The following is a 26,107-nucleotide window of genomic DNA, read 5'->3' on the forward strand; positions in this document are numbered from 1 at the left end:
TGCGCGGCTTTTGCTTTGTTGCCCATAAGCGGCCAATCAGCCCACACCTAGCCCTCAGCCATTCTGCCTCTCCACAAACGCTGTAAAGGCCTGCAACGGCAGCGGCTTGCTAAATAGATAGCCCTGAAACTGCATGCAACCATTACTGAGCAAAAACTGCTGCTGCGCCTGGGTCTCCACGCCTTCGGCGATCACCGTCATGCCCATGCTTTGCGCCAGGGCGATTACGGTGCGCACGATGGCTTGGCTGTTGGCGTCGGTAAGCAGGTCGCTGACAAAGGAGCGGTCGATCTTCAGGGTGTTGAGGGGCAGGCGCTTGAGGTGGCTGAGGGAGGAGAAGCCGGTGCCGAAGTCATCCAAGGAGAAGCGCACGCCGCGCTCGACCAGTACGGCCATCTTGCACATCAGGTCGTCGATGTCGTGAACGATCAGGGTTTCGGTCAGTTCCAGTTCGAGGCGGCGCGCATCGATGCCGTAGGTTTCGATCAGCGCGAGCATGTCGGTGACAAAGCTGGCCTGGCGAAACTGCTTCTGGCTGATATTCACCGCCAGGCTGATGTCGCAATACAGCGGGTCGTCCTTCCAGACGCGCAGTTGGGTGAAGGCCTGCTCCAGCACCCATTGGCCAATCGGGATAATCAGTCCGGTTTTCTCGGCATGGCCGATAAATTCGGCGGGCGGCACCAGCCCGCGTTGCGGGTGCTGCCAACGGATCAGCACTTCGGCCCCAGTGACTTTGCCGCTGCTGTGCAGTTGCGCCTGGTAGTGCAGCACAAACTGTTGTTCACGCAGCGCGGCATGCAGGTCGCGGTCGAGCAGCGAGCGCTCGGCGGCGTCGCTTTGCAGGATGTGCAGCAGGGCAAACAGCATCAGCATGGCCGCCACGCTCTGCACCCAGGAACCGCTCACCCGCACCTCATCCGGCAGGTGGTAGGCGCTGGTCGGGCTCCAGGATGAGGAGGCCAGCACGATAAATAACCCAAGGCATAACAGTGCAACGCCGTAGCGCAGCCACAGGCGCTCATCGCGAAAGGCCATCAGCGCCGCCACGGCAATCGGCAGCAGATACAGGTGGGTCGCGCGCGGCGCGGCGGCGGTGTGCGGGTCCATCAACAAGGTGGTGCCAACAATCACCAGGATGATCACGCCGAACAGCAGCAGGTTGGCCAGGCGAACGCGGTTGCGCAGGGTGAGGATAAATACGCTAAGGCCGCAGAGGATCATCAGCAGATCCATCATCACGATGCCCCACTCGCCGCGCAGGCTGAAGAAGATGCCCCAGAAGCTGCCGACCAGCAGCAGTACCAGGCTGGCGAGCATACGCATGCGCCGTTCGCGGCGCTGCCCGATCAGCGCCAGATCGGGCGAATGCCAGAGCTTGATGACCTGTTTGAAAAAGGCGGAAAGGACGGTCATGGAAAGTCCTTGAGTGACCAATTGCAACGCCAAGGAGGTTGCCGGGGCATGCCAACCCGGCGGTTTATCGATAAGCCGAGTTGAGTGTAGACGGCGCAACAGGGGCACTCTGCGCGATTGCGCGCGACGCTGGCCGGGCTTATTCGCCGCTGTGTTTGTCCGGCGAACTGCCGCGCCCCACCAGGCGATTGCGGCCCAGCTCCTTGCCACGATAAAGGCGCTGATCGGCGCAGCGGTACAGCTGCTCGGCGGTGCGACCATCGACGGGCCATTCGGCCAGGCCAAAGGTGGCCGACAGGGCAATGTCCTGATCGCCGTAACGCATCGGCTGGCTACACAGCTGCGCGCGCAGGCCTTCCACCAGCGGTTCGGCGCCCTGACCATCGGTATTGCGCAACAGCAGGCCGAACTCTTCGCCACCCAGGCGACCGAGGGTGTCGGTGGCGCGCAAGCGTTGGCTAAGGCTGTTGCAGATATAGCGCAGGGCCTGGTCGCCGGCATCGTGGCCGTACTGGTCATTTACCGCCTTGAAATAATCGACATCCAGCACCACCAGCACCAGCTTGGCCTGGCTGCGCTGCGCTTCGCGGATGCTCTGTTCCAGGCTCTGTTGGAAGCTGCCACGGCTGGCCACGCCGGTCAGCGCGTCGGTGCGCGCCATATGCTGCAACTGCTGATGAGCGGTGGCGCGGCGGGTTTCATAAAGGTGCACGAAGATGATGATCATCACACCGCAGAATACCGCGTTGCCCAGATCGATCAGGCTTTCGGCATCCAGCTGGATCGGGTAGGTGTAGAGGTACAGCAGGCAGGCGCCGATCACGAAGGGCAGCGCCAGCAGGCTGCCACGCTTGCGTCCCAGCAGCAGGTAGGACAGCACGGGGATGCTGTAGACCCAGACAAAAGCGGTTTTCGAGGCGTTGGGAATAACGATGATATACAGCAGAAAGCTGAAGGTCGGCAGCAGGTAGAGGTAGATCCAGGGCAGCAGGTTGCGCACCCGGACAACGCGCCAGGCGCCCCACAACAGGACACCAGTGGCCAGCAGTTCAAAGCTGGCAAACAGGTAGTTGCCGGCCATGAATTGCAGCACGCAGAACACCCCGAGAGTCAGCCCGGTGGTGGCAAAGATCATGCGGATCAACGAGCGCTGGCCGACATCCTGCAAGTCGTCGACGGCAGCACTGTTGTCATTGCCCGGTTTGGTTCGTGGTCGAAAAAACATGGCCCGGCACTGCATAGATGGCGGTTTGATGGCTCACTGTGCCTCAACTGCCAGGGCCTTGACCAGATAGCGTGACATGAACCGTCGGCCTATCGGCTTACGTAAGCATCGCGGGCCACTTGCTGCATAGGCCCGCAAACCTTTCATAGAGCCTTGCTCGGCAGTTCGCGTACCTCCCGCCGGTTGCCCCCTGCGCGCAGCGCCACCCATAATCGGCCGCACCTGATTCTGGATGCGCAGCCACCATGGCCATTGCCCGCGACGACCTCGACCAACACGGCCTGATCATCGGCGTTTCGCCTGAGCGTTTTCGTGCCGTAGCCATGCCCCTGCTGTTCGACCACCTGAACGCGCAATGCGAGGGCACCATCGCGGTCAACCGCCAGGCGCGCATCGTCTGGATCAACGACAAGTACGCCGAGAAGGTCGGCATCAGCGACCCACGCAGCGTGCTCGGCAAGGAGATCGAAGAAGTGCTGCCGGCCAGCCGCCTGCGCGAGGTAGTGGAAAGCGGCCAGCCGAGCATGCTCGATCTGATGGCCTTCGGCAGCGAGCACTTTGTGGTTACCCGTATTCCGCTGCGCGATGAGGACGGCACCCTGGTCGGCGCACTGGGCTTTGTACTGTTCGACCGCGCCCGTCACCTCAAACCGCTGATGGCCAAGTTCAACACCCTGCAGAGCCAACTGGTCGCCACTCAGCACGAGCTGGCCAGGGCGCGCCGCGCGCGTTACACCATCGCCGGATTTATCGGTGCCAGCAGCGCAGCCAGCGAGGTCAAACGCCAGGCCCGGCGCGCCGCGCAACTGGACGCCACGGTGCTGCTGCGCGGCGAAACCGGCACCGGCAAGGAGCTGCTGGCCCAGGGCATCCACAACCTGTCGCCACGGGCCAACGGGCCGTTTGTCGCGGTCAACGTTGCGGCGATTCCGGAAACCCTGGTCGAGGCTGAGTTGTTCGGCACCGCGCCCGGCGCCTTTACCGGCGCGGATCGCAAGGCGCGGATCGGCAAGTTCGAGGTGGCCAACGGCGGCACGCTGTTTCTCGATGAAATCGGCGACCTGCCGCTGCCGCTGCAGGCCAAGCTGCTGCGCGTGTTGCAAGAGCAGGAGGTCGAGCCGCTCGGTTCCAATCAGGTCAAACCGCTGAATGTGCGGGTGATCGCTGCCACGCATATCGACCTGGAAGCCAAAGTCGCCGCCGGGCAGTTCCGTGACGACCTCTACTACCGCCTCAACGTGCTGGCCCTGCGCGTGCCGCCGCTGCGCGAGCGCCGCGAAGATATTCCGGCGCTGCTGGAACACCTGCTCGACGATATCGCCAACCGCTCGGCCCAGGCCCCGCTGGAAGTCGGCGACGACGCCCTCGCCCTGCTCAGCGCACAGCCCTGGCGCGGCAATGTGCGTGAGCTGCGCAACCTGCTGGAACGTGCGCAATTGGATGTCGACGGGTGCCTGGACGCACAAACCGTGCGGGCATTGTTGGTCGATCCGGTGACGCCGGCGGTACACACCCCTGCACCACCGCCAGCGGCCAGCGTGACGCAAACATTGGCGGAGCAACTGGCACAGGCCGAGCGCCAGGCGCTGATCGAAGCCCTGCACGCCACCGCAGGCAACCGCCAACAGGCAGCGGAACACCTGGGCATTTCCCGCGCGGGGCTGTACGCCAAACTGGCGCTGCATGGGTTGGGGAAGCACGGCTAAGCCAGACTCAGCCCCGCCTAATGTGAACGCATTACCTGTGGGAGGCGCTTTAGCGGCGAGCTTTTAAATACTGTTATCGCGGCTAAAGCCCCTTCCCACGGTCTGTGCAGCACACAACACAAATCCAGATTCCTGGAATTTTTGCGACTCTATCAATCCATTTTCCTGGACTAATTCCAGAAATAAAGACACACCCTTCTCCCCCGCAACCTCGCCAAATCACCCGAGAACCCAGGCAATCCATCAACTGCAAGCCTTTCACCCACTTCGACCAAAGTCGTAGGGCTATCTGGCACAGCTTTCGCTCTAGTCTGCTTAACGCTTTGCCTCGCTGCCTGATTTCACGAGCAAGCTCATCAGCGTCGCCATAGAGCGCTGCTTAAAACAACAACAAAAGGAACCAGCCATGGGTACCCTCGGTATTCTGATTTCCCTCGCATTGTTGATGTACCTCGCCTACCGCGGCATCAACGTGCTGATCCTCGCCCCACTGCTCGCGTTGCTGGCCTTGCTGTTTGCCGGCGATATCGGCCTGCTACTGCCCACCTACACCCAGGTTTTTATGAAGGCCATGGGCGGCTACGTGATGCAATTTTTCCCGCTGTTTCTGCTCGGCGCGTTGTTCGGCAAGCTGATGGATGATTCAGGCTCAGCCCGCGCCATCGCCCATGGCATCGTCGCCAAGGTCGGCAGCGAGCGAGCGATTCTGGCCATCGTGCTGGCGTGCGGCATCCTCACCTACGGTGGCGTGTCGCTGTTTGTCGTGGCATTCGCCGTGTACCCGATTGGCGCCGCACTGTTCCGCGAGGCGGGCATTCCCAAGCGGCTGATCCCCGGCGCCATCGCCCTTGGTTCGTTTACCTTCACCATGACCGCCCTGCCCGGCACCCCGGCCATCCAGAACGCCATTCCCAACCCGTTTTTCGGCACCGACGCCTTTGCCGCACCGGGTCTCGGCGTGATCGCCGGGCTGATCATGTTCGGCCTCGGCACCTGGTGGCTCACCGCGCAGTCGCGCAAGCTGATGGCCGCCGGCGAAGGCTACGGCGAGCACCGCGATGAGCCGGTGGCCGAGGACAACCGGGCGATCCCGGGCTTCTGGCTGGCGCTGCTGCCGATCTTCGTGGTGATCGTGCTGAACTTCCTGATGGCCAAGCAAATTCTGCCGAGCCTCGACACCAGCTACCTGGCCAAACCGGAATTCGGTGGCCTGCAGGATGCAAAATCGCTGATCGGTATCTGGTCGATCATCGTCGCCCTGAGTGCGGCCATCCTGCTGTTGATCGCGATGCATTGGCAGCGCTGGATGGACCTGAAAAAGAGCGTAAACGACGGCGCCTTCGGCTCCATGCTGCCGATTCTCAACACTGCCGCCGAAGTGGGCTACGGCACGGTGATCGCCTCCCTGGCCGGCTTTGTGATCATCCGCGACCTGGTGCTCGGCGTCTCCGATAATCCACTGATCTCCGAAGCGGTGGCGGTGAATATCCTCGCCGGCATCACCGGCTCGGCGTCTGGCGGTATGTCGATTGCGCTGAAAACCCTCGGCGAGCAGTACCTGACCCTGGCCAACGCCGCCGGCATCAGCCCCGAGCTGCTGCACCGCGTTGCCGCGATGGCCTCCGGCTGCATGGACACCCTGCCGCACAACGGCGCGGTGATCTCGCTGCTGGCGATCTGCAAACTGACCCACCGCGAGTCGTACAAATTTATCTTCGTCAACACCGTGGCCTTCCCGATGGTGGCACTGGCCGTGGTGATCACCCTGGGCACCCTGTTCGGCAGTTTCTGACAGGGCCAGCTCAAGCACCTGCACTCAGGCACGGCTGGCTCACGCAGCCATCCTCGCCTGGGCGCAGGCTGACCACGCTTCGCAGCCCCGTAGTGCAATTTGTTCAATCGTTTTTCGAGTACCCGCCATGAGCAAGATCATGACCGCCGCCGCTGCCGTGGCGCGCATCCCCGATAACGCCAACCTGGCCACTGGCGGCTTTGTCGGCATCGGTTTCGCCGAGGAAATCGCCATTGCCCTGGAGCAGCGCTTTCTTGCTGAACAGACCCCACGCAACCTGACCCTGGTGTATGCCGCCGGCCAAGGCGACGGCAAAAGTCGCGGCCTCAACCATCTGGCCCATGAGGGCCTGGTGCGCCGAGTGATCGGCGGTCACTGGGGCCTGGTACCGGGGCTGCAGAAGCTGGTGGTAGAAAACCGCATCGAGGCCTACAACCTGCCGCAGGGGGTGATCTCCCAGCTGTTTCGCGACATTGCCGCCGGCAAGCCGGGACAGCTGTCGCGGGTCGGCCTAGGCACCTATGTCGATCCGCGCCACGGCGGCGGCAAGCTCAATGCGTGTACCACCACCGAGTTGGTACGGCTGATGCCGATCGACGGTGAGGACTACCTGTTCTACCCGACCTTCCCCATCCACGTGGCGGTGGTGCGCGCCACCAGCAGCGATGCCGACGGAAACCTGAGCTTCGAGCGCGAGGCGCTGACCATCGAGAGCCTGGCCATCGCCATGGCCGCGCGCAACTCGGGCGGGCTGGTGATCGCCCAGGTCGAACGCATTGTCGAACGCGGCTCGTTGAATGCCCGCGAGGTGAAAATCCCCGGCATCCTGGTGGACTGCGTGGTGCTGGCCGAGCCGCAGAACCATCAGCAGACCTTCGCCACCGCCTACAACCCGGCCTTCGCCGGTGAAACCCGCGTACCGATGGACAGCCTCAAGGCTATGCCGCTGGATGTGCGCAAACTGATCGCCCGCCGTGCAGCACTGGAGCTGCAGGCCGGTGCGGTGGTCAATCTCGGTATCGGCATGCCGGAAGGCGTGGCAGCGGTGGCCGCCGAAGAAGGCGTGATCGAGCGCCTGACCTTGACCGCCGAGCCGGGTGTTATCGGCGGCATACCCGCTTCGGGGCTGGATTTTGGCGCGGCCAGCAACCACAGCGCGCTGCTCGACCAGCCTTATCAGTTCGACTTCTACGACGGTGGCGGCCTGGATATCGCCTTTCTCGGCCTGGCCCAGGCCGATGCGGCGGGCAACCTCAACGTGTCCAAGTTCGGCTCACGCCTGGCCGGGGCCGGCGGTTTTATCAATATCAGCCAGAACGCCAAGCAGGTGGTATTCCTCGGCACCTTCAGCGCCGGGCCGCAGGATATCCGCATCGAGGACGGCCAACTGCGCATCATCAAGGACGGCGAGCTGCGCAAGTTCGTCGCAGAGGTAGAACACCGTACTTTCGCCGGCCATCAGGCCGCCGAACGCGGCCAGCCGGTGCTGTATGTCACCGAGCGCTGCGTGCTCCGTCTGACCCTGGACGGCCTGGAGCTGATCGAAGTGGCACCGGGCGTGGATATCCAGCGCGACATCCTCGACCGCATGGATTTCACCCCCATCGTGCATGCGCCACAGCTTATGGATGCGCGGCTGTTTCTGCCGGCAGCCATGGGCCTGAGCGAGCGATTGAATGCTGACTAACGTTTGAGTGTGAGTTTACGGGCCCGCTGGGCCCGTTTTTTTTATCGCGAAGCCTGAATTGGCTTTGGTCGACATGCTCAGTTCTTGTAGGTGCGGGCCCCATCAGAATCGTGGGGGGGCCCCCGCTTTACCGGTCCACCATTGGCGGCCGAGGCGAATGCCAGTGGTGGAAATACACAGCGATTTCCACCCTACGTATTTCCCTCTCAACGCTCGCCCACTTTGTGCCGTGCGGCATACAAGCACACCAATTCCATCGCCACGGTAGCGCCGGCCAGGGCGGTGACTTCGGCATGGTCGTAAGGCGGCGAAACTTCCACCACATCCATGCCGACCAGATTGATCCCACGCAGGGCACGGAGAATCTCCAGCGCCTGATGGCTGCTCAGGCCGCCGCACACCGGCGTGCCAGTGCCGGGGGCAAAGGCCGGGTCGAGGCAGTCGATATCGAAGGTCAGGTACACCGGGTTATCACCGACGCGCGCGCGGATCTGCGCGGCGATCTGCTCCGGCGTACTACTGTGCACCTGGCGTGCATCCAGCACCTGAAAGCCCATCACGTCGTCATTGGTGGTGCGCAGGCCGATTTGCACCGAGCGTGATGGATCGACCAGGCCCTCGCGGGCGGCGTGGTAGAACATGGTGCCGTGGCTGACGCCCTGCTCGCTGTCGTCGCTGTCCGGCCAGGTGTCGCTGTGCGCATCGAAGTGCACCAGCGACAGCGCGCCATGTTTGCGCGCATGGGCCTTGAGCAGCGGGTAGCTGATGAAGTGGTCGCCGCCCAAGGTGAGCATGGCGCAGCCGGCCTGGACGATATGCTCGGCATGCGCCTCAATGGCCGCCGGAATCCTGTGCGGCAGAGCGTGATCAAAATTGCAGTCGCCATAGTCGATCACCGCCAGGTGGTCGAAGGGGTCGAATTCCCAGGGGTAATGCCGCTCCCAGGCGCTGGTGATCGACGCCGCGCGAATCGCACGCGGACCGAAGCGGGTGCCGGGGCGGTTGGTGGTGGCGGTGTCGAAGGGCACGCCGCTGACCACCAGGTCCACGCCCTGCAAATCGCGGCTGTAGCGCCGGCGCATAAAGCTGGTAACGCCCGCATAGGTCGGTTCGGAGAAGGTGCCGTAGAGGCTGTCGCGGGTAAAGGCCAGGTCGTTGCCGTTGAATGCTTCCATTGCCTTGTCCTCAATACTGACTGCGGAAAGTGGTCCAGATGCGCGTGCGCTCACGCTGTTGGCGCAGCGGCATCAATTGCTCGGCAAACAGCCGCGCGCGCACCGCTTCACCTGGATAAATATCGGCATCGCCACTGATCGCCGGGTCGACCAGCGCCGTGGCGGCCTGGTTGGCATTGGCGAAGAACACGCTGTTGGTCAGCTCGGCGATGGCCTCGGGGCGCAGCATGTAGTCGATAAAAGCATGGGCAGCCTTGGGGTGCGGCGCATCGGCCGGGATGGCCATGGTGTCGAACCACAGCAGCGTGCCTTCACGCGGGATGCGGTACTGCACCTCGAACGGCTGCTTGGCCTCCGCGGCGTTGGCCGCCGCCATGTAAGCGTCGCCGTTGTAGGTCAGCGCCAGGCAGATTTCGCCCTTGGCCAGGTCATTGATATGCCGCCCGGCGCCGACATAGCGCAGGTTCGGTTGCAGCTGGGCTAGCAACTGCGCCACGGCATCGAGGTCAGCGCGCTCGCTGCTGTAAGGGTCTTTGCCCAAGTAGTTGAGGACGATGCTGATCACTTCCTGCGGCGAGTCGATCACCGCGATGCCGCAGTCCTTGAGCTTGCCGGCGTACTCGGGTTTGAACAGCAGATCCAGGCTGTTCAACGGCACGCCTGGCAAGCGTTGCTCCAACGCCTGACGGTTGAAACCGACGCCGACCGTGCCCCAGGTGTACGGCAGGCCGTACTGGTTGCCTGGGTCGGCACTGGCGAGCTTGGCCAACAGCGCCGGGGCAAGATTCTCCAGATGCGGCAGTTGCGTGCGGTCCAGCGGCTGCACGGCCTTGGCCTGAATCGCCCGCGCCAGGCCGCTGGAGGCCGGGAAGACGACGTCATAACCGCTGCCGCCAGTGAGCAGCTTGCTGTCCAGGGCTTCGGCACTGTCGAAGATGTCGTATTTGACCCTAATCCCGGTCTCATCCTTGAAGCGCTGCAGGGCTTGCTCCGGCAGGTAGGCGGACCAGCTGTACAGGTTCAAGGCTTTCTCTTCGGCCTGCGCGGCGACTGCGCAACACAGCAGTAACAGGGGCATGAGCGAACGCATGGCGAACAACCTCATCGGCGGTTAGTGGGCTGAGGTCATCCTGCCGCGCGGTTTGCTTTGGATAAATATGAAGTGGCCTACGCTGACATTGCCATCTATCAATGTTTAAGCGGATGAACGCGCCCGCTGCGCCAGCAGCCGACTAGTCTTGCTAGACCACCCAGGAGAGCGGCGCGATGAGCGAGCTGCAGGTCGATGAACGCTTCTGGCTTGATGCCGAGCAGGACAAACGTGACGCCGAAGGACTCTGCGCCGCCCTGCACCAGCGCGCGCAAAGTGGCGCCCCGATGCGTGGTTTTCAACTCAAGTACGCACAGCTGGCCGGCATCGATCTGGTCAACCACAACCAGCGCACGGGCTACGACCTGCGCGATAGCGACCTGTACCGCGCCGACCTGCAGAAAGCCCACCTGTTTGGCCTCGACCTGCGCGGCAGCTCGCTGATGAAAGCTGATCTGCGCGGCGCCAATCTGCATTGCTGTGACCTGCGCGACTGCAACCTATTGGGCGTGCAACTCGACGGCGCACGCCTGGACAACGTGATCTGGGATCGGCGCCTGCGCCAGGAGCGCCAGGGCAGCGCGTACCAGCGCCTCGGCGACACTGAAGCCGCCCGGCGCTGTTTTGAAGAGGCCGAGGAAACCTACCGCAACCTGCGCCTGCACCTGGAGAAAGCCGGGCTGTTCGAGCAGGCCGGGCTGTTCTTCCACCGCGAAATGGTTATGCGCCGCAGGCAACTGCCGCGCTACGGCGGTAGACGCCTGCTGTCCTGGCTGGTCGACTTGTTTAGCGGCTACGGCGAAAAGCCGCTGAACGTCGTGCTGTTCTCCATCGCACTGATCGTTTTCTGCGGCCTGCTTTACTTTCTGGTCGGCGTACAACACACCGGGCAAACCCTGGGCCTTGCTCTGGAACGCGGCTGGCTGGCCAACCTGGATGACCTCGGCGACTGCCTCTACTTCAGCGTGGTGACCTTCACCACCCTCGGCTACGGCGACATCACGCCCCACGGCCTGGCCCGCCCGATTGCCGCATTCGAGGCCTTTGCCGGCAGCTTTACCATGGCGCTGTTTGTCGTGGTGTTTGTAAAGAAGATGACCCGCTAGGCGAGTTGCATTGAAGAAAAATCAAGTGATCTACTGGCGCATCGACCATCAGCAATGTTTGGAGCCGGTATGCTCAGCCAGTTACGTGACCTTGACCTGCAGTTGCTGCGCCTGTTTGTCACCGTGGTGGAGTGCGGCGGTTTCAGTGCCGCGCAAGGCGAGCTGGGGATTGGTCAGTCGACCATCAGCACGCAGATGGCAAAGTTGGAAACCCGCCTGGGTTTTCGCCTGTGCGAGCGCGGCAAGGGCGGTTTTCGTCTGACGCCCAAAGGCGAGCAAGTGCTGAGCGCCACGCGCAAACTGTTCAGCGCCATCGACACCTTCAAGGGCGAAGCCCAGGGCATGGCCGACAAACTGTTGGGCGAGCTGCGTATCGGTTTGTCCGAAGGCCTGGCAGCCAGCGTGCTGGAGCAGATGGCCGAGGCCATTGGCCGCTTTCGCGGACGCAACCAGTCGGTGCAGATTGAGCTGCTCACGGCCATGCCGGCCGAGCTGGAACGGCGCCTGTTGCAGGGCCAGCTGCACCTGGCCATCGGCTATTTCTCCGGCAACCAGACCGCGCTGGATTATCAACCGCTGTTTCGTGAACGCCAGGTGCTGTTTTGCGCCAAAGGGCATGCGCTGTTCAGGCGCGCGCAGATCAGCCTGGACGATCTGCAGCAGGCTGACCGGGTGCAGCACCCCTACCGCTTTGTGCAGGTGCGCGAGCCGTTTCAAAGCTCACCCAGTTCGGCGCAGACCGAGCAACTCGACGGTGCGCTGGCATTTATCCTCTCTGGCCGGCATATCGGCTACCTCCCCGAACATATCGCCGCGCCCTGGCTGGCCAGCGGTCGCCTGCACGCATTACTGGTCGAGGAGCTGAGTTTTGAGGTGCAGTTTCTCCTGGCCGGCCATCGCGGCCAGCACCCCAGCGATGCGCAGCGAGCGTTTCGTGAGGATCTGATGCAGGCTTTTGTGACGGCGGAGAGCTAAAGCGCCAGGCGAGAGGCACACCGCCTGGCGCGGGACTACTTAGCGCAACTGCGGTGGTTCAGGTGGCCGCTGCCAGTGTGCCGTCAGTTGGTCGATAGCGGCGATGGCGTGGATGATTTCCGCGTGGAGGCTGGCACCGCGTAACTCAGCCTCATGCGTATCAGGCTCTGCTTCGAGCTGTAGATGCGGATCAAACAGCCCGGCGGTGATAGGTTGCAACAGGTTCATGGCTCTCTCCTTGCCGCTCAACAGCGGCGTGACGGGGTCAGGAGGCAGTGCAATGAAGGGGCGAGCGCCCTGAAGGTGGTTGTTATTGACCGGCGACAGAGTGACCGCGCATTCCATTGCGCAGGTTCAGGATTGCCCGGTTTGATGACCGGGGCATGACAGCGCGCCGCCGTTTTACAGTCTACCCGCAGCGGCGCAGGGTCAAGCGGCACCGCCAGGCGGTCAGCCGTGCGTGGCGAGCAAAGGCGGCATCGGGCAATCGAGAATATCCGCCACCGCACGCATCAGCTCAGCTTCGGCGGCGTTGATCTGGCCGTCATGCTCAATGCAACGCGCCATGGCCTTGAGCAACTGCGGCTTTTGCAACGGCCAGAGCAGGCTCAGGCGCCGCAGCGCAGGTTCAAGCGCCGATAAATTGCTGGAGCTGGCCGGCAGCAGTTGCTCGAGCGGGAACGGCAGCTCACTGCTGGCATGCTTGAACGCGAGCTGCGCGGCTGACTCATCCACTCCGCCGGCACGGGCCAGCAATGACAGCACCACGCAGGCTTCAGCGGCCAGCTCCGGCAGCTGATAGCGGCTGGTTTGCGCGCGCGCGCCTTCGACGTTGCGCTCGACAATGCGCAGCAGCGTCCACTCCAGCAGAGCGACCCGGCCATCGGCGCGAATCAACAGAGCCAGGTTGGCCTTGAGCGCGGTGAACTGATCGGCAGCCAGCTGCTTGAGGGCGGGCATGGCCAGGTCCAACAGCGGCAAACGCATGCCAGGCGCCAGCTGACGCAGCGGTTCGCGCAGCTGCTCAAGCTGCGCGGCAACCTCGCCAGCGATACGCGGCTGTAACAGCTGTAATTGCTGCGTCGCTTGCGCCTCAATTGGATCGAGCAGCAAGCCGTAAAGCAATGCCTGAGCGCCACTGCAGCAGTGCGCCGCCTCGCTCAGGGCAATATCCAAATGCGCCAGGGTGCTGCGCGCGGCCTGCAGATGGGTTGCCAGCGGATCGCCAATGGCGCCAATCGCTTCGCTCGCCGAAGCTGCGCTCAAGCCCGCTGCAAAGGCGCTCAGGTCATGCATCTCCACAGTTGAATCGCTGGCCACTGTCGCCGGCGTTACCGCGCTGATTTCTGCCACATGCGGATAACGACCATCCCAGCCCGGCGTAATACGGCGGATGCGCTGATCCAGGGGCGGGTGGGTGGCCAGCATGCCGTCCAGCGCCTGACGGACGCCGGCGGCAAAGTACATATGGCTGAATTCGGCGGCATGCCCGGCCTGCAGCTGCGAGCCATACAGGTTGCCGCCAATCTTCTTTAACGCCCCGGCGATGCTGTCCGGATTGCGGGTGTACTGCACTGCCGAAGCATCGGCGAGAAACTCGCGCTGGCGACTCACGGCAGCCTTAATCAGATTGCCAAAAAAGGTCCCGGCATAACCCAGCACCCACAGCGTAACGCCGATGGCGAGCACGACCGCCACCGAGTTGTCGCGACTGGAGCGGCTGCCGCGCCCGCTGCTGCGCAGCAGAAAACTGCCAATCAGCCCCAGCAGCAGAATGCCGTGCAGCACCGAGACCAGGCGCGTATTGAGGCGCATATCGCCGTGAAATATATGACTGAACTCATGGGCGATCACCCCCTGCAACTCATCGCGACTGAGCTGACAGATCGCCCCTCGGGTAATTCCGATCACCGCATCCTGCGGCGTCAGGCCGGCGGCAAAGGCGTTGATCCCGGCATCATCAAGCACATACACCGGCGGCACCGCGGTGCCCGAGGCCAACGCCATTTCCTCCACCACATTGAGCAGCCGGCGCTCTTCGAGGTTCTGCGGCGACAGGTTGATCAGGCGTCCGCCCAGGCGTTCGGCAATCGCCTGGCCACCACGGCTCAGCTGCAGCTGTTTGTACAGGCTGCCCAACAGCACCACACCGATCACCACCAGCGCGACGCAACCCACCAGCGGCCAACTGGGCAATACGCTGTTCGGCGCGTCACTGGCCACCCACAACGACGCGTGGCTCTGGCCAAAGAGCTGCCAGACCAAGCCCAGCACCAGACTGGTCAGGGTGATCAGACTGAGCACCGCCAGTGCCATCAGAATCAGCAGACGCCCGCTGTTACGCCGGGCGCGATCCTGTTGCTCGAAGAAATTCATCGTGCCGAGCCCTTAACCTAGAACGACACCTTCGGCGCTTCCTGAATCGCTGCGCTGTCGGCGAACTCCAGCAGGCTGGCGTCCTGGGCGTGGCCAAAGCTGGCAGCCAGCAATACCGGCGGGAACGCCTGCTTGTAGGTGTTGTAGGCCATCACCGCATCGTTGAAGGCCTGCCGGGCAAAGGCCACCTTGTTCTCGGTGCTGCTCAGCTCTTCACTGAGCTGCTGCATATTCGCCGAGGCCTTGAGGTCGGGATAAGCCTCAAGCGTGACATTAAGGCGACCCAGGGCGCTGTTCAGCAACCCTTCCGCACCACCCAGCTGCGCCATGCTCTGCGCATTGCCCGGCTGCGCTGCAGCGGCCTTGAGCCCAGTTACTGCGTTGTTACGCGCGGCAATCACCGCCTCCAGGGTTTCCCGCTCATGGGCCATATAGCCCTTGGCGGTTTCCACCAGATTGGGGATCAGGTCATAACGGCGCTTGAGCTGCACCTCGATCTGCGCAAAGGCGTTCTGAAAGCGGTTACGCAAGGTCACCAGCTGGTTGTAGATACCAATCACGTAAAAGATCAGCGCGGCAACAACCGCCAGGAAAATCAGCGTGGAGATGGACATGAGGGGAAATCCTTATCGCATGCGGGAGAGAAGCAGATGGTAGCGGAAAAGCGCCGCAACGAATGCTCACCGGCGCACCCTAGCAACACACCAGAGGCTGCTTTGGCGGCAAAGCCAACTTATGTCGCGTCATGCCACCTGGCTATGACGGAAAAAACCGCTTGGCAAAATAGACCGACCGGTCTATATATTTAGCCCATGAAAAAGACTTCGACCCGCGACAAGCTGATTCACGCCATGGCCGACGCCCTGCAACGCAAGGGGCTGCACGGCGTTGGTCTGAGTGAGCTGCTGGAAATTGCCGGCGCGCCCAAGGGCAGCCTGTATCACCACTTCCCTGGCGGTAAAAGCGAGCTGGCGGTGGCGGCTATCGACCATATCAGCCGGCATATCGACAGCCTGTTCAGCCAGCTTTTTACTCAGCAAACCGATCCCCTAAAGGCGCTGCACAACTGGTTGCAAGGCGCGCTGCTGCAACTGGAGAACAGCCAGTTTGAACGCGGTTGCCCGCTGGCCACCATCGCCCTGGAAAGCGGCCCGGAGGATGTGGAGATTCGCGCCGCCCTGCAGCGCAGCTTCACCGCTGTGCGCCTGGCGTTGAGTGCGCAACTGCATGCCTACGGCTACCCCTGCGAACAGGCGGATAACCTCGCCGCGCTGTTTGTCGCGCTGTATGAAGGCGGGCTGCTGCAAGCCCGCGTGGCCGGTAGCAGCGAGCCACTCAAGCGTGCCGCCACTGCCCTGTTCAACCTGACCCGCGAACAGTTTCCGGGAGGAGTCCGCCCATGAATACCCCTGCCATTCTTAGCGAGACCGTGCAGCTGCCGGCGCTCGACGGTTATCCGCTGACCGCCACCCTGTATCACGCCCCGGAGCCGGTCGCGCAGCTGGTGATTGCCGGCGCTACCGGCGTGCCCCAGGGTTTCTACCGACGCTTTGCCGAATACGCGGCGCAGCGCGGCTACAGCACCCTGACCCTTGATTACCGTGGCATCGGCCAATCAAAACCGGCCAGCCTGCGCGGCTTTGCCATGGATTATCTGGACTGGGCACATCTCGATCTGGCGGCGGCCGTTGATCAGCACCGTCATCCGCAGCGACCGCTGTATATGGTTGGCCATTCCTTTGGCGGGCATGCCTTCGGCCTGCTGCCGAACCATGATCAGGTCCAGGGCTTCTACACCTTCGGCACCGGTGCCGGCTGGCACGGCTGGATGCCCAAGGCCGAACAACTGCGTGTGCTGACCATGTGGCGGCTGATCGGTCCACTGCTGACCCGTTACAAAGGCTACCTGGCCTGGAGCAAGCTGGGCATGGGCGAGGATTTACCGCTGGGCGTGTACAAGCAGTGGAAACGCTGGTGCAGCTATCCGCGCTACTTCTTCGAAGACCCGCAGATGCCAGGCCTCGCCGAGCGTTTCGCTCAGGTCAGCACGCCGATCATTGCCGCCAACGCCCTGGACGACCTGTGGGCCCCGCCCGCCTCGCGCGATGCCTTTATGGCCGCCTACAGCGCCGCGCCCTACCAGGCGCTGGATATCGACTCGCAGGCCAGCGGCCTCGGCGCAATCGGCCATATGGGTTATTTCCGCCCGGCCGCGCAGTCGCTGTGGGAGCAGACCCTGAACTGGTTTGCCGAACTACAGACCCAGCGCCAGGCTGCCTGAACAGCCCCTAGCACAGGAGGTTTCGCTGATGAGCATGGTTCCCGCAGGCTTTAGCCCGCTATTCAGAAGCAGCCCCTTCCTTGATCTGCTCGGGCCGATCTACAACCAGCGCAGCGCCACGGGCCTGGTAATTGGCCTGAGAGCCGAGGAGAAACACTGCAATGCCCGCGGCCTGGTGCATGGCGGTGTGCTCAGCAGCCTGGCCGATGTGGCCCTGGGCTATAACAGCGCTTTCGCCGAGGAACCGCCCACCCCCATAGTCACCACCAGCCTGACTATCGATTACGCCGGCACTGCCAGACTTGGCGACTGGATAACCATCGAAAGCGATGTGCAGAGGGTCGGCAAAAGCCTGGCGTTTGCCAATTGCTACTTTGTCGTCGAGTCGGTGCGTATTGCTCGGGCGAGCGCGGTATTCAGCGTGCTAACGCGATAACTTCGATATATCGAGAAGGGTGGCGGCCATGAATGGCAGGCCATAAAAAAGAAAACCCCGCATTGCGGGGCCTTTGCAGACTGTTTGTTGACATCCTTGATCTGCTTGCCGTCCTGGCAGCTGTCCCACGTATCCTTGTTGCTAAAGTGCGCTTCCTGCGCGACGTCCATGGGGAGCAGATTAGTCGCCGGCCGGTACCCGGCATAGTGGCGATCTGCAGCACGCCGTGTAAGCCATAGCCTACAGAGCACCTTTGCGAGTAAAACCAAGCAAACGCTCGGCTTTATTTTGTGACGCAGGTCTTGTTAGACTCGATCTTGTCTTACAAAAACAACAGACCCCGTCAACGGCGGTCATTGGGGCCACACATGCGCTCATTGCTTATTGCCATCGGCTGCCTGACAGCCAGCATCAGCCTACCCACTCTGGCCAACGGGCAGAACCAGCTTTCCGATCCCAAAGCCGCCGTGCAACTGTTCTGGAGCCAACTTTACGGCCAGGGCGGCAGCACGCTGTACTGCGGTAAAGAGTTCACTGAAGAAAGCGGCCAGCTCAAGGCCAGCCCGATCTACAGCAGCAAACAACTGAAAAGCGCGCTGCGCTGCGTCACTGACCGCCAGTGCGGAATCATGAACCCGCGCTACGTCTATATGGCCGCCGACCTGCACAACCTTTACCCGGCGCTAACCCGCGTCGAGCTGGTGCGGCGCAATGCGCAGTTCGGCGATCTGGATGACAGCGTACCGAGCAAGTTCGCCGACATCGGCTGCGACATGAAAACCAGCTTCCAGTTAGTGGAACCGCGCGATGAAGCCAAGGGCAACGTGGCACGGGCGATCTTCTATATGCATGTCGAGTACGACCTGCCCATCGTCGGCCAGGTGCAGGTGTACAAGAAGTGGCACCAGATGGACCCACCGGACGCCGAAGAAAAGGAACGCAACGACAAGATTGCCAGCCTGCAAGGCACCCGCAACCGCTTTATCGACAACCCCGAACTGGTCGAGCAGCAGATCAATAACTGATCGGCTTTAGTGCCGCGGCTTATGCGATGAACGCAATTTATAGCGATCGCCCGGATGGATCAGCCGGGCGTAGCTGATCAGATGCTCATCCGACCAGGTTCGACGGATCACACTCAGACACGGCGCGGCCACTTCGATAGCCAGCCAGTCGGCCACCTGCTGATCGACCAACACCGCCTCGACCACATGCTCAACATCGGAGATCGGGCAGCTGCTGACCAGCACCTCGTTGGGCGTCTGCCGGGAAAAATCACTGTCCAGGTAATGCGGCACCCAGCGCGGATTGACGAAGCGGTCTTCCAACTGGATCGGCACACCATCCTCACGGTGCACCAGAATGCTGTGAAACACCTCCGCACCCAGCCGCAGACCCAGGCGCAGTGCCACCTCATCATCCGCCGCCAGCGCCTCACAGCGAATGATGTCGTTGCTGTAGGCATGCCCACGACCGCGCACTTCATTGGCGATATTCAGTACTTCATGCAGCGATGACTCGGCCTTGCGGTCGGTGACGAAGGTGCCCAGCCCGGCCTGGCGCAGCAGGTAGCCCTTCTGCACCAGGTCGCGAATGGCCTTGTTGGCGGTCATCCGGCTGACCCCGAAATCCCGCGCCAGCTGCTCTTCCGGCGGAATCTGATGATTGACCGGATAAGCGCCGCTGTGGATGCGTTCCAGCAGAAACGCTTCAATCGCCTTGTAGCGCGGGGTTGTACTGCTCACAGCGGCTCCTTGGGGTGGTCCCGGTGCGCGGATAATAACCGGCTTACCTGCCCTCTCCCACCATGGAAAGGGCCGCACGGCTCACGCCAACGATGGCAATACCCCGTTCGGCAACAGCGGGGTCAACACACGCTCGGCGAGCAAGGCATTAGCCGCTTCGATATCCGGGGCGAAGAAGCGGTCTTCCACGTAATACGGCACCTGCGCACGCAGGGCCCGACGCGCCTGTTCCAGCAACGGCGAGCTTTCCAGCCCTTCGCGGAAGTCCAGGCCCTGGCAGGCCCCCAGCCATTCGATGGCCAGCACGCCACGGGTGTTGGCGGCCATCTCCCACAGGCGCTTGCCAGCGGCCGGGGCCATGGACACGTGATCTTCCTGGTTGGCCGAAGTTGGCAGGCTGTCGACGCTGTGCGGATGGGCCAGGGCCTTGTTTTCGCTGGCCAAGGCGGCGGCGGTAACCTGGGCGATCATAAAGCCGGAATTAACCCCGCCATTGGCCACCAGAAACGGCGGCAGCTGCGACATATGTTTGTCCATCATCAGTGAAGTTCGCCGTTCGCTCAGCGAGGCGATCTCAGCAATGGCCAGGGCGATATTGTCGGCGGCCATGGCCACCGGCTCGGCGTGGAAGTTGCCACCGGAAATAACCTCGCCTTCGGCAGCGAACACCAGCGGGTTATCCGATACCGCGTTGGCTTCCACCGCCAGCACCTCGGCGGCCTGGCGCAACTGAGTCAGGCAGGCGCCCATCACCTGCGGCTGGCAACGCAACGAGTATGGGTCCTGCACCTTGTCGCAGGCTTCGTGAGAGCGGCCCACTTCGCTGCTGTCACCCAGCAGATGACGATAAACCGCCGCCGCGTCGATCTGCCCGCGCTGACCACGCGCAGCATGGATGCGCGCATCAAACGGCGCACGCGAGCCCAAGGCGGCCTCGACAGTCAGGCCGCCGCAGACGCTGGCCGCAGCGAACAGGTCTTCTGCCTCGAACAACCCGCGCAAGGCATAGGCCGTGGACACCTGGGTGCCATTGAGCAGCGCCAGACCTTCCTTGGCGGCCAGGGTCATCGGCTGCAGACCGGCGATGGCCAGGGCTTCGGTGGCTGGCAGCCACTGACCCTTGTGCCGCGCCTGGCTTTCACCGAGCAGTACCAGCGACATATGCGCCAGCGGCGCGAGGTCGCCGGAGGCACCGACCGAGCCTTTGACGGGGATATGCGGGTAAACCTCGGCATTGATCAGGGCGATCAGCGCCTCGATTACCTGCCGGCGAATGCCAGAGAAGCCGCGCGCCAGGCTGTTGACCTTCAGCAGCATGATCAGCCGAACCATGGCGTCGTCCAGCGGCGCACCGATGCCGGCGGCGTGCGACAGCACCAGGGAGCGCTGCAGCTTTTCCAGGTCCTCGGTGGCAATGCGGGTCGAGGCCAGCAGACCGAAACCGGTATTGATGCCGTAGGCGGTGCGGCCTTCGGCGATGATGCCGTTGACGCAAGCCACACTGGCCTCGATGGCCGGGTAGGCCGACGCTGCCAGGTTCAGGCGCAGCGGTGCCTGGTAGGCGGCGCGCAGATGGGCCAGGGTCAACTGGCCGGGGTGCAGGGTGAACAGGCTCATGCTTGGGCTCCTTGGGTAGCGGCGATCATCGGCAGGTCAAGGCCCTGCTCGCGAGCGCACTCTACGGCAATCTCATATCCGGCATCGGCGTGGCGCATCACCCCGGTGCCTGGGTCGTTGCGCAATACGCGGCCGAGACGGGCGCGGGCCTCCGGCGTACCGTCGGCGACTATCACCACGCCGGAATGCTGCGAGTAGCCCATGCCGACGCCGCCACCATGGTGCAGCGACACCCAGGTCGCACCGCCCGCGGTATTCAGCAGGGCGTTGAGCAGCGGCCAGTCGGACACGGCATCGGAGCCGTCCTGCATGGCCTCGGTTTCACGGTTGGGGCTGGATACCGAACCGGAGTCGAGATGGTCGCGACCAATCACGATAGGCGCCTTCAGCTCGCCGCTCGCCACCATGTCGTTGAAGGCCTGGGCCAGACGGGCGCGGTCCTTCAAGCCGACCCAGCAGATACGGGCCGGCAGCCCCTGGAAGCTGATGCGCTCGCGGGCCATGTCCAGCCAGTTGTGCAGGTGGGCGTCGTCCGGGATCAGCTCCTTGACCTTGGCGTCGGTCTTGTAGATGTCTTCCGGGTCGCCGGACAGCGCCACCCAGCGGAACGGGCCGATACCCTGGCAGAACAGCGGACGGATATAGGCCGGGACGAAACCAGGGAAGTCGAAGGCGTTGTCGACGCCCTCCTGCAGGGCCATCTGGCGAATATTGTTGCCGTAGTCGAAAGTCGGCACGCCCATCTGCTGGAAGGCCAGCATGGCGCGTACATGCACGGCCATGGACTGCTTGGCGGCCTTGACCACCACGGTTTCCTCGGTCTTGCCACGGGCCACGTACTCGTCCCAGCTCCAGCCGATCGGCAGATAGCCGTGGCGCGGGTCGTGGGCGCTGGTCTGGTCGGTGACCATATCCGGGCGCACGCCGCGTTTGACCAGTTCCGGCAATATTTCAGCCGCGTTGCCGCACAGGGCGATGGAGATGGCCTTGCCTTCGCTGCAGTACTTGTCGAGTCGCGCCAGGGCATCGTCCAGGTCGCTGGCCTGCTCGTCGACATAACGGGTCTTCAGGCGGAAATCGATACGCGACTGCTGGCACTCGATATTCAGCGAGCAGGCGCCGGCCAGGGTCGCCGCCAGTGGTTGCGCGCCGCCCATGCCGCCGAGGCCGGCAGTCAGTACCCAACGGCCCTTGAGGTTGCCGCCGTAATGCTGGCGACCGGCCTCGACAAAGGTTTCATAGGTACCCTGGACGATGCCCTGGCTGCCGATATAGATCCAGCTGCCGGCGGTCATCTGGCCGTACATGGCCAGGCCCTTGGCATCCAGTTCGTTGAAGTGTTCCCAGGTGGCCCAGTGCGGCACCAGGTTGGAGTTGGCCAGCAGCACCCGCGGCGCGTCCTTGTGGGTCTCGAACACGCCGACCGGCTTTCCGGACTGGATCAGCAGGGTCTGGTTATCTTCCAGGCGGGTCAGCACCTCGACGATCTTGTCGTAGCATTCCCAGTTGCGCGCGGCGCGGCCGATGCCGCCATACACCACCAGCTCCTTGGGGTTCTCGGCCACTTCCGGGTCGAGGTTGTTCATCAGCATGCGCAGCGGCGCTTCGGTCAGCCAGCTCTTGGCGGTCAGCGTGGTGCCACGGGCGGCGCGGATTTCGGTATCGCGGAAACGGCTCATAAGAGGCTCCTTATCAACAGATCGTTAGGTGCGGGCGGCTTATAGCCAGCCCATATAGAGCGCCAGGTAGGCCAGCGGAATGCTGAACAACAGGCTTAAGAACGTGCGCTGCAGCCACACCAGCAACAGGTCGCGCAGACGCAGGGGAATTCGCGTGGCCAGCACGCAGGGAATCGAGGCCGAGAGAAACAGCACGCTGCTCACCGAGACGATGGCGGTGACGAACTTGACCAGCATGTCGGCGTCTTTCAGCAACATGGCCGGCAGAAACATCTCCGCCAGACTGGAGGAAATGGCGCGGGCCACGTGCATCGGCTCGTTCAGGCCAAACAGCCAGGTCAGCGGGTAGAACAGCACGCCCAGGGCATCGAACAGCGGGGTGTATTTGGCGGCGAGCAAACCGAGCAGGCCGACGGCGAGAATGCTCGGCAGAATCGAGGCGGTCATGCGCAGGCCATCGACAAAGGTCTCGCGCAACGCGCTAAGCAGCGAGGGCGCACTGGCCGCCTGGCTCAGGCCAGCACGCCAGGCGCTGCCGATACGGCTTTCGCCCGCTTGCAGCTGCGGCTCGGGACGGCTTTCAGTAGGCAGACGCGACAGCGGGTAGATGCGCGCGCTGACGGCGGTAACGGCAAAGGTCACCAGCATCGCGCTCCAGAAATACAGGTTCCAGATTTCCATCAGGCCCAGGGTCTTGGCGATGATCACCATAAAAGGCGCCGACACCGTGGAGAAGCCGGTGGCGATAATCGCCGCCTCACGCACGCTGTAGTGGCCCTGCTGGTACATGCGGTCGGTGATCAGCAGGCCCACCGAGTAGCTGCCAACAAACGAGGCCACGGCATCGATTGCCGACTTGCCCGGCGTGCGCCAGATCGGCCGCATCACCGGCTGCATCAGCACGCCGACCAGTTCGAGCAGGCCGAAGCCGATCAGAAACACCAGGGCCAGGGCACCGAGCGGCACGATCAGCGCCAGGCTGAGCACCAGCTTGTCGAACAGAAACGGCAGCATGCCCGGCTGATACAGCGCTTCAGGCCCGACACGGAACAGATAGGCCACGCCGATCAGCAGACCGAACACCTTGAGCACGCTAAACACGGTGCGCGTCAGGTCGCCGCGCCAGCTGCCGCTGAACCAGGGTTGCAGCGCGCCGTAGAGCATAAACAGCATGGCAATAGTGATCACCAGCGGCCGGGTATGGGTTTGCAGGGCGCTGGCGCTATGGTCGAGCAGAATGGTCGAGCGGCCGCCGATCTCGAACGGCACAAAGAAGATCAACAGACCGATCAGGCTGTAGCCGAGCAATCGGGCCAGGGCACGGCCTTTGGACACGCTGGCGAACGCCGCGAGCTGTTCAGACATGACGGCTCTCCGCGCGCAACAAACGGAGTGCCGGGCTGCCGCCGTGGCGGTGCTGGGTGAAAGGTGTCATCTGTGCATTCCTCTGTATTTATTGTTGTCAGGGAAGTGGCCAAGTAGCGTTTAGCCGGTCAGGGTCAACAGGTGGATCAGGCGCGCCGCAACCTTGGCGGTGCGGCTGTCGATATCGTGTTCGGGGTTGAGTTCGGCCAGGTCCATCAGGCGCAACTTGCCGCTGTCGCGCACGGTTTCCAGCAGCGGTTCGAGCAGCGCCAGAGGCACGCCACGGGCTGCCGGGGCGCTGACGCCGGGAGCCTCGCAGGCCGGCAGCACGTCGATATCGATGGTCAGGTAGATGGCGTCGCAAGCGGCGATAAAGGCCGACAGTTCGGCGCTGATGGCCGCCAGGCTGCCTTCGCGAATTTCACGGTCTTCACGCACCAGCACGTTCAGTTCGGCGGCGCGCTGGAACAAGGCGCGGGTGTTGCTGGCGCGGCTGACACCGAGGCAAGCGTAGGCGAACGGCCAGCCACGGGCGGCGCACTGCTCGGCGATCTGGGCGAAGGGCGTGCCGGAGGAGCGGGCATGGGCCGGGTCGCGCAAGTCGAAATGGGCGTCGAAATTGATAATACCGATGCGTGGGGCGGCCATCCGTGTGGTTCCGCCGGCCAAGTGTTCGGCGATACCCTGCCAGCTACCGAAAGCCACCTCATGGCCGCCACCTAGAACGACCGGCAGATGCCCGGCATCCAGCAGTGCGCAGACGTTGTGACCGAGGCGCGCCTGGGCGCTCTCCAGATCGCCATCGGCGCACAGCACATCACCGGCGTCATAGGCCGCACCCTGGCGATGCCAGGCCAGGTTGGCCAACGCCTTGCGTATCGCCAGCGGACCATTTACCGCGCCAACGCGGCCATGGTTGCGGCGCACGCCTTCGTCGCTGGCAAAACCGAGTAGGGCGACGCCAGACTGGCTGTCGGCGCTCAGCTCCTGAATGCGCTGATGCCAGCGCGGGCTGTCGGCTTCCGGGTCGATGCGGCCCTGCCAGAGGTTCATGGAGTTGCGATCAGCGTGCATGGCGGTTGACCTCTTTGCTGTAGCTAATGGCGCCGTTGAAGATGCGCTGACGCAGCCGGCCCGGCTGGACCGCATAGGCCAGCTCGGCGGGTTGCTGCACATCCCACAGGCACAGATCGGCGGGAGCTCCAACCTCAATCCGCCCGAGATCTGGGCGGCCGAGGGCGCGGGCGGCATGGGCGGTCATACCGGCCAGGGCTTCACGCGGGGTCAAACGGAACAGGGTGCAGGCCTGGTTGAGGGTCAGAGTCGGAAAGCAGATCGGCGAGGTGCCGGGGTTGGCATCGCTGGCCAGGGCCATCGGCACGTTGTGCTGACGCAGCAACGCGATGGGCGGCAGCTGGGTTTCCCGCAGGGTATAAAAGGCCCCCGGCAACAGGGTGGCCACGGTGCCGGCGGCAGCCATGGCCTGCACCCCGGCCTCGTCGAGAAACTCGATATGGTCGGCCGAGAGGCCGTGATAACGCGCAGCCAGAGCGCTGGCACCCTGGTTGGACAGCTGCTCGGCGTGCACCTTGACCGGCAGGCCGTGACGTTGCGCAGCCTGGAACACCAGCTCGCACTGCGCCGGGCTAAAGGCGATGTTTTCGCAGAACACATCCACCGCATCGACCAGACCTTCGGCAACGGCCGCCGGGATCATCTCGTTGCACACCAAGGCGATATAGCCATCGCTGTCGCCGGCGAACTCCGGCGGCAAGGCGTGGGCGCCGAGCAAGGTGGTGGTGATGCGCAGCGGCAGCAACTCGCCGAGGCGGCGGGCAACGCGCAGCATCTTCAATTCATCAGCGGTGCTCAGGCCATAGCCGGATTTGATTTCCAGGGTGGTCACACCGTCGTCCAACAGCGCCTGCAAACGCGGCAGGCTCTGCGCCAGCAGCTCGTCCTCGCTGGCTGCCCGGGTGGCGCGCACGGTACTGAGAATGCCGCCGCCGGCCTTGGCGATCTCGGCATAGCTGGCACCTTCGAGGCGCTGCTCGAACTCGCCGGCGCGGTTGCCGGCGTACACCAGATGCGTATGGCAATCCACCAGACCCGGGGTCATTACCCCGCCACGCCCGGCTTCGACCGCGCCTTCAGCCATAGCTTCAGGAAACGCGCTGGTAGGCCACAGCCCCGCGACCTTGCCATCCGCCACCAGCAGATTGGTCGGCTCAGCCAGCGTGGTCAGGCCATCAAAGAGGCAGAGCTTGCGCCACAGCAGGCGCGGGGCGGACGGGGACATGGGACTCTCCTTGAGCTAACTTGTATATACAATAAAATTCGACCATGCAGTCGTCAACCCCGTTCGTCACCGAAAAATCACTGCCGTGCTACAACCGTCATGTGCCCGCGCGAAGGCATAACCAAAGAAATCACCGA

At 63.2% G+C, this 26,107-nt stretch carries 22 protein-coding genes; 9 read left to right on the forward strand and 13 right to left on the reverse strand.

All coding sequences use genetic code 11. From position 1 onward, the window contains the following. Positions 1-54: 54 nt before the first annotated feature. Both ACIN8IBEIGE_RS11280 and ACIN8IBEIGE_RS11285 read right to left on the reverse strand, forming a co-directional pair. On the reverse strand, positions 55-1,416 hold the full coding sequence (locus tag ACIN8IBEIGE_RS11280; RefSeq protein ID WP_160014697.1) for a bifunctional diguanylate cyclase/phosphodiesterase: 1,362 nt from the start codon (positions 1,414-1,416) through the stop codon (positions 55-57). A gap of 139 nt (positions 1,417-1,555) precedes the next feature. Continuing rightward, positions 1,556-2,641 (reverse strand): GGDEF domain-containing protein, encoded by a 1,086-nt coding sequence (locus ACIN8IBEIGE_RS11285; RefSeq protein ID WP_160014698.1) that lies wholly within the window; start codon positions 2,639-2,641, stop codon positions 1,556-1,558. Between the two features lie 245 nt (positions 2,642-2,886). Here ACIN8IBEIGE_RS11285 and ACIN8IBEIGE_RS11290 point away from each other — a divergent pair, with 245 nt between their 5' ends. The 3 genes from ACIN8IBEIGE_RS11290 (at position 2,887) to ACIN8IBEIGE_RS11300 (ending at position 7,826) form a co-directional block, all read left to right on the forward strand. Continuing rightward, a complete protein-coding gene (locus ACIN8IBEIGE_RS11290; protein ID WP_160014699.1) occupies positions 2,887-4,347 on the forward strand; it encodes a sigma-54-dependent Fis family transcriptional regulator in 1,461 nt (486 codons plus the stop codon). A gap of 406 nt (positions 4,348-4,753) precedes the next feature. After that, complete coding sequence (locus ACIN8IBEIGE_RS11295) at positions 4,754-6,139, forward strand: GntP family permease (protein WP_160014700.1); 1,386 nt, start codon at positions 4,754-4,756, stop codon at positions 6,137-6,139. Positions 6,140-6,266: 127 nt separating this feature from the next. Continuing rightward, a complete protein-coding gene (locus ACIN8IBEIGE_RS11300) occupies positions 6,267-7,826 on the forward strand; it encodes an acyl CoA:acetate/3-ketoacid CoA transferase (protein WP_160014701.1) in 1,560 nt (519 codons plus the stop codon). A 206-nt stretch (positions 7,827-8,032) separates the two neighbouring features. On the opposite strand, the gene speB is transcribed toward ACIN8IBEIGE_RS11300, so the two are convergent. Further along, positions 8,033-9,001 carry an agmatinase gene (speB, locus tag ACIN8IBEIGE_RS11305; RefSeq protein ID WP_160014702.1) on the reverse strand — a complete coding sequence of 323 codons (969 nt, stop codon included), beginning with the start codon at positions 8,999-9,001 and terminating at the stop codon, positions 8,033-8,035. A 10-nt stretch (positions 9,002-9,011) separates the two neighbouring features. Then, positions 9,012-10,091, reverse strand: a complete 1,080-nt coding sequence (locus ACIN8IBEIGE_RS11310) for an extracellular solute-binding protein (RefSeq protein WP_160014703.1) — start codon at positions 10,089-10,091, stop codon at positions 9,012-9,014. Positions 10,092-10,267: 176 nt separating this feature from the next. Between ACIN8IBEIGE_RS11310 and ACIN8IBEIGE_RS11315 the strand changes: the two genes are divergently transcribed. Continuing rightward, entirely contained in the window at positions 10,268-11,197 is a 930-nt protein-coding gene (locus ACIN8IBEIGE_RS11315) for an ion channel (RefSeq protein ID WP_160014704.1), read from the forward strand. A 69-nt stretch (positions 11,198-11,266) separates the two neighbouring features. Continuing rightward, on the forward strand, positions 11,267-12,172 hold the full coding sequence (locus ACIN8IBEIGE_RS11320) for a LysR family transcriptional regulator (protein WP_160014705.1): 906 nt from the start codon (positions 11,267-11,269) through the stop codon (positions 12,170-12,172). Positions 12,173-12,211: 39 nt separating this feature from the next. On the opposite strand, the gene ACIN8IBEIGE_RS11325 is transcribed toward ACIN8IBEIGE_RS11320, so the two are convergent. The 3 genes from ACIN8IBEIGE_RS11325 to ACIN8IBEIGE_RS11335 all read right to left on the reverse strand — a co-directional run bounded on the left by ACIN8IBEIGE_RS11325 (position 12,212) and on the right by ACIN8IBEIGE_RS11335 (position 15,162). Next, positions 12,212-12,400, reverse strand: a complete 189-nt coding sequence (locus ACIN8IBEIGE_RS11325; RefSeq protein WP_160014706.1) for a hypothetical protein — start codon at positions 12,398-12,400, stop codon at positions 12,212-12,214. A gap of 222 nt (positions 12,401-12,622) precedes the next feature. Then, positions 12,623-14,548, reverse strand: a complete 1,926-nt coding sequence (locus ACIN8IBEIGE_RS11330) for a M48 family metallopeptidase (RefSeq protein ID WP_160014707.1) — start codon at positions 14,546-14,548, stop codon at positions 12,623-12,625. Between the two features lie 17 nt (positions 14,549-14,565). Next, positions 14,566-15,162, reverse strand: coding sequence for a LemA family protein (locus ACIN8IBEIGE_RS11335; protein WP_160014708.1), 597 nt, complete (start codon positions 15,160-15,162; stop codon positions 14,566-14,568). Positions 15,163-15,360: 198 nt separating this feature from the next. Between ACIN8IBEIGE_RS11335 and ACIN8IBEIGE_RS11340 the strand changes: the two genes are divergently transcribed. The 4 genes from ACIN8IBEIGE_RS11340 (at position 15,361) to ACIN8IBEIGE_RS11355 (ending at position 18,290) form a co-directional block, all read left to right on the forward strand. Further along, positions 15,361-15,951, forward strand: coding sequence for a TetR/AcrR family transcriptional regulator (locus tag ACIN8IBEIGE_RS11340; protein WP_160014709.1), 591 nt, complete (start codon positions 15,361-15,363; stop codon positions 15,949-15,951). After that, the gene (locus tag ACIN8IBEIGE_RS11345; protein ID WP_160014710.1) at positions 15,948-16,829 is read left to right on the forward strand and encodes an alpha/beta fold hydrolase; all 882 of its coding nucleotides are present in this window, start codon (positions 15,948-15,950) and stop codon (positions 16,827-16,829) included. Before ACIN8IBEIGE_RS11340 ends, ACIN8IBEIGE_RS11345 begins: the two co-directional genes overlap by 4 nt. Before the next feature lie 28 nt (positions 16,830-16,857). Beyond that, positions 16,858-17,265: a PaaI family thioesterase gene (locus ACIN8IBEIGE_RS11350; RefSeq protein ID WP_160014711.1), complete on the forward strand. Its 408-nt coding sequence runs from the start codon at positions 16,858-16,860 to the stop codon at positions 17,263-17,265. Between the two features lie 368 nt (positions 17,266-17,633). Beyond that, positions 17,634-18,290 carry an endonuclease I family protein gene (locus tag ACIN8IBEIGE_RS11355; protein ID WP_160014712.1) on the forward strand — a complete coding sequence of 219 codons (657 nt, stop codon included), beginning with the start codon at positions 17,634-17,636 and terminating at the stop codon, positions 18,288-18,290. Between the two features lie 6 nt (positions 18,291-18,296). On the opposite strand, the gene hutC is transcribed toward ACIN8IBEIGE_RS11355, so the two are convergent. From hutC to hutI, 6 genes are all read right to left on the reverse strand, one after another. Continuing rightward, positions 18,297-19,010 (reverse strand): histidine utilization repressor, encoded by a 714-nt coding sequence (hutC, locus tag ACIN8IBEIGE_RS11360; protein WP_160014713.1) that lies wholly within the window; start codon positions 19,008-19,010, stop codon positions 18,297-18,299. Positions 19,011-19,091: 81 nt separating this feature from the next. Further along, positions 19,092-20,627, reverse strand: a complete 1,536-nt coding sequence (hutH, locus tag ACIN8IBEIGE_RS11365; RefSeq protein ID WP_160014714.1) for a histidine ammonia-lyase — start codon at positions 20,625-20,627, stop codon at positions 19,092-19,094. Beyond that, positions 20,624-22,306, reverse strand: coding sequence for a urocanate hydratase (hutU, locus tag ACIN8IBEIGE_RS11370; RefSeq protein ID WP_160014715.1), 1,683 nt, complete (start codon positions 22,304-22,306; stop codon positions 20,624-20,626). Before hutU ends, hutH begins: the two co-directional genes overlap by 4 nt. A 39-nt stretch (positions 22,307-22,345) precedes the next feature. Then, positions 22,346-23,671 (reverse strand): YjiH family protein, encoded by a 1,326-nt coding sequence (locus tag ACIN8IBEIGE_RS11375; RefSeq protein WP_160014716.1) that lies wholly within the window; start codon positions 23,669-23,671, stop codon positions 22,346-22,348. 120 nt (positions 23,672-23,791) lie between these two features. After that, positions 23,792-24,745 (reverse strand): formimidoylglutamase, encoded by a 954-nt coding sequence (gene hutG / locus ACIN8IBEIGE_RS11380; protein ID WP_160014717.1) that lies wholly within the window; start codon positions 24,743-24,745, stop codon positions 23,792-23,794. Then, positions 24,735-25,970, reverse strand: coding sequence for an imidazolonepropionase (gene hutI / locus ACIN8IBEIGE_RS11385; RefSeq protein ID WP_160014718.1), 1,236 nt, complete (start codon positions 25,968-25,970; stop codon positions 24,735-24,737). Before hutI ends, hutG begins: the two co-directional genes overlap by 11 nt. Positions 25,971-26,107 lie beyond the last annotated feature (137 nt).

It is taken from the genome of Pseudomonas sp. 8BK (genome assembly GCF_902506475.1).
Classification (GTDB): Bacteria; Pseudomonadota; Gammaproteobacteria; order Pseudomonadales; family Pseudomonadaceae; genus Aquipseudomonas; species Aquipseudomonas anguilliseptica.